General features: G+C 45.2%; 4 protein-coding genes. 1 reads left to right on the forward strand and 3 read right to left on the reverse strand.

The window, feature by feature from the left end; translation table 11 throughout:
- Positions 1 to 439 precede the first annotated feature (439 nt).
- The 3 genes from QUB44_RS30245 to QUB44_RS30255 all read right to left on the reverse strand — a co-directional run bounded on the left by QUB44_RS30245 (position 440) and on the right by QUB44_RS30255 (position 2,982).
- The gene (locus QUB44_RS30245; protein ID WP_333373492.1) at positions 440 to 1,645 is read right to left on the reverse strand and encodes a site-specific integrase; all 1,206 of its coding nucleotides are present in this window, start codon (positions 1,643 to 1,645) and stop codon (positions 440 to 442) included.
- Between the two features lie 344 nt (positions 1,646 to 1,989).
- Positions 1,990 to 2,370 carry a translation initiation factor gene (locus QUB44_RS30250; RefSeq protein WP_333373495.1) on the reverse strand — a complete coding sequence of 127 codons (381 nt, stop codon included), beginning with the start codon at positions 2,368 to 2,370 and terminating at the stop codon, positions 1,990 to 1,992.
- 108 nt (positions 2,371 to 2,478) lie between these two features.
- On the reverse strand, positions 2,479 to 2,982 hold the full coding sequence (locus tag QUB44_RS30255) for a hypothetical protein (RefSeq protein WP_333373498.1): 504 nt from the start codon (positions 2,980 to 2,982) through the stop codon (positions 2,479 to 2,481).
- Between the two features lie 284 nt (positions 2,983 to 3,266).
- Here QUB44_RS30255 and QUB44_RS30260 point away from each other — a divergent pair, with 284 nt between their 5' ends.
- A complete protein-coding gene (locus tag QUB44_RS30260) occupies positions 3,267 to 3,452 on the forward strand; it encodes a hypothetical protein (protein ID WP_333373500.1) in 186 nt (61 codons plus the stop codon).
- The last annotated feature ends 224 nt before the right edge of the window (positions 3,453 to 3,676 follow it).

Genomic DNA, 3,676 nt, shown 5'->3' on the forward strand with positions numbered 1-3,676 from the left:
GTACTACAAGCGGACTGTTGTGACATAATAATATTCTCAATTGCGTAAACCAATTGAGAAAACAGCAGTCATCGGGGTGCAACCCGGTGGCTGTGTTGCTTTCTCTTACTTTTGACGATCGCAGTATTCCAACCAAAATGTCAATACTGCAAAGGTTAAGTTTTGTTGCCAAGAGAATGGGACTACTTACCTTCAGTCACGTGACACAAGTGAATATTTAGTGGTAAGTTTACTACCTATTTGCCTTCATTTTTATTCGTAGCCGCCTACAGTAGGCGGCTACGCTAGGAAATAGAGACCAAAACACAGAGACCCTCCTACTTTGATTCACGCTATGCAGATGATGTGAATGAAGGTTTTCACTTTCCGTGCCAGACGATCGTACTGCCAATAAAAAACCGCCCGTGTTAGGGCGGTCGGTAGGGTGAGAGTTGCAGGGTTAAGCGTCGCTGTCAGTTATTACCTCTGGTAGTCGAATACGCTCAATATCAAGATGCAGATAATGCTCTGTAATGACATCAGGGGAATTCCCTACCAGTCGGGCGAGTTTATGGATCGGGAAGTCATTATTAGCGTGATAACTAATCATTGTATGCCGTAACTGGTAGGGGATGCGGTAACGTATGCCCGTACCTTCAATAACGGTCTTCCAAACAACATTTAATGCGTGTTGATTGATTGCTTTGCCCCTGTCGTTTAAAAAAACATATCCCGCTCGATGTGGGATTGACTCAAGCAACTCCTTTAATTCCTGATTAATCGGAAAAGTCCGCTTAAGCTCAGTTTTGGTGTTTTGTTTTTGAACGATCGTTCCACATGAATCTACTTGAGCCTCGCAAAAAAGTATTGACTTTTTCTGAAAACTTACATTCTCCCATTTGAGAGCTATCGCTTCACTCGGTCTACAACCCGTTAACCAGCAAAAGTATACATACTTGTAATACTGTTGGTGTTTGCCTTTGAATCGCGAGTAAGTATCATTTTTTAGCGCGTCAATGATTTGATACACTTCTGCGACACTGTATATGTCAATCTCCTTTTTCTCTTTTTTGCTCGATTTCAACTTAATAGACTCAAGTGTATCTCGATATTCAATACCCCACTTGCGAGGTATGTTACCCTGCTTGCTATTCCAGTCAATTGCCGCAGTCAAGTGCATAAACCATTTTTTACTGGTTGTGGGAGAACGTTTAGTGTCGGAAAAAATCCATTCAATAAGTAAAGTTTTGTCTTCTAAACGTTTATGAGGACTTCTTTCTATTAAGCGAGAAACTATTGAAATCTCGTTAAGAATGTAAGTCTTCTCCCAGTGTTGCATTGACACGTTAAAGTCAACATATTTTTGCCACAAGACGGAAAGTTCGTTTTTTTGAACAATCCGCAGCGTAGCGGTACTTTTCGGTTGCTTTAGGGTTGCAACAAATGACTTTAGGCAATCTAGCTCCAATTGTTCATAGTTAGAGACCAAACGCTCTATCTCAGCATCCAACTGCTGCGCGATAGCTAGTGCTTTTATCTCATCACTCCCTAGTCCTAGGCTGGCACGTCCAAGTCGCTGATGTAACCTCGCCGCATAGTAAGGCTTGGACTGATGGCGCTGCACTTGAATGTTGAGCCACTTAAAGTTCGAGCTTGTGCTGTACATATTGAGTTTTCGAGGTTCTGCAGGGTTTTCATTTCCTTAAATGGTATATGTATTGGTATATAAAAGTCAATATCTCGAATAACTTACTTATCAAATTCTTGCAATACAAGCGCTTTACTACCTCACACGCCTGACTTGAAATCAGGTGAACCGCAAGGTTCCGTGGGTTCAAATCCCACCCTCTCCGTTTAATAATTCTCTTGTCAGTTAAGGGTTTGAGATTCTCTATCCCCTTAAGAGTTCCCTTGTCCGCTCATCTTTGGCTCACTCCTGGTATTTCGCAACAAAAAAACACCCCCGCAGGGGTGCTGTCGCTTACCAGGTAATTTTTCTAGTCAACTGACTCAACTAAACTCTTCGTCATCCGCCGGGTCTCCGTAGGGGTCTTCGCTCGCGGGGCTCACATTGCCGAACATTCCAGCATCCGCTACGTAGTCAGCCGGGTCGCCGTAGGGGTCTTCGCTCGCCGGACTCACGTTACCGAACTGTCCGTAGTCGGTACCGGCGTAGTCGGCCGGGTCGCCGTAGGGGTCTTCGCTGGCTGGAGTCACGTTGCCGTACTGTCCGTAGTCTGCGGGGTCGCCGTAGGGGTCTTGGCTGGCTGGAGTCACGTTGCCGTACTGTCCGGGATTTGAGGCATCTTCGTAATAGCCGTCAGGATCGACTTGCTCGCTGTCTGGCCCGACGATCGCATCTTTTAACTTCCGCAAAAATCCGTCTACCATGATAAAGTTCCTCTTTTTTATGTGTTGAAAAACGACTGTTTTAGATTGGTAATCCCACATTTAATTGAAAGTCAGAGAACCTGCAATCTAAAATCTCAAATGGTTACACTACTGTGCCGGAACAGGACTTGTAGCTTCCGGCAAGCTAGTAAGGTCACGACCGGTATTTTGGTTGTTGTACCCCTGGAATTCGCGGTAACGCACTGCCTCGGACTCCGGAACTTTAATTCCTCCAGGCGGGGGCGTTACCCAGTGAGCCCGATTCTGGGCATCGCGGTAGTAAACGCGACCGTTTTTGGAAAGGTAATATTTTCCCTGCGGCCCCTGTTGTTGCTTGTTTTTGTGCTGGTTGTAGAGGTAGTAAAGGGCGGCTGCTCCTGCTAAAGTAATCCCTACTTTTTGAGCATTGCTCAGTCCTTTTTTCGCTTGGGGCGTTGGATTGGGGGCGCGATTAGTTTGCACTCCTCCAGCGCGAGTATCATCAACAGGAGGCGGGGGAGCGTAAGTTCGCTCGTCAGAACCGCAAGCACTCACAAAGGGAAAGGTCAGCAGCGTTGTCAGCAGCAGAGCCATGAAGCGCGATCTTTTGGGTTCGGGTTTGATTGTGTTCATTACCGCTCCGAATTGTCGGGATTACAGGTAGGGTGTGTTTTGGCGAGGTTGAGGAACCTGAGCTGCTGCCAACAGTTTTTAGATTAAATTAATTGTCTCAAAGCAATTTTAACCAAAGTAGTTGCTGAGAACTTAACAGCGCAGGTACGGTATTGCGTTTGTATATTAATCATCCTCAAATCTCTCGAAGATTTGCTCATTCCAGGGATATAAATAAAGTTTCTTTTATTTCAGTCTGCAGGTATAGGCAAATGCGCGCCTTCGGGTAAGAATAAATTCTGTTTGTGGACTGCTCAAAGCAAAGTGAAGCAGACGGAGGGGGCAAGTCCGAAACTCAAAGCAGCACTGGCGAGAGAAAGGAGGCGGGATTTATAAGTCCGGCGGTGTTTAATTGCGCCAGACTGCCTGTGGGAGATGCCTGCAATTTTAGTGTGGGAGTTCTGGAGAGGTCGATCGCACTATTATTGTAGAATTATCTTAAAAGCCAGATAAAGCCGCCGCAGCTTTTCGGATTATTTATGAAATTAAATAATTTAGTTAGTGGAGGATTGTCGCTACTTTCAACCTTGAGGCTAATGAAAAAGAAGCAAATATGGATTTTAATGTCACCGCTGTTCCAGCAATACTCCGGACAGTTTTTAAGCAGCCAAAGTACCATAAGACAAGACTGAAGGAAGATTAGGATGGTTTAAAA

It is taken from the genome of Microcoleus sp. AT3-D2, assembly GCF_036705715.1.
Lineage (GTDB): Bacteria > Cyanobacteriota > Cyanobacteriia > Cyanobacteriales > Microcoleaceae > Microcoleus.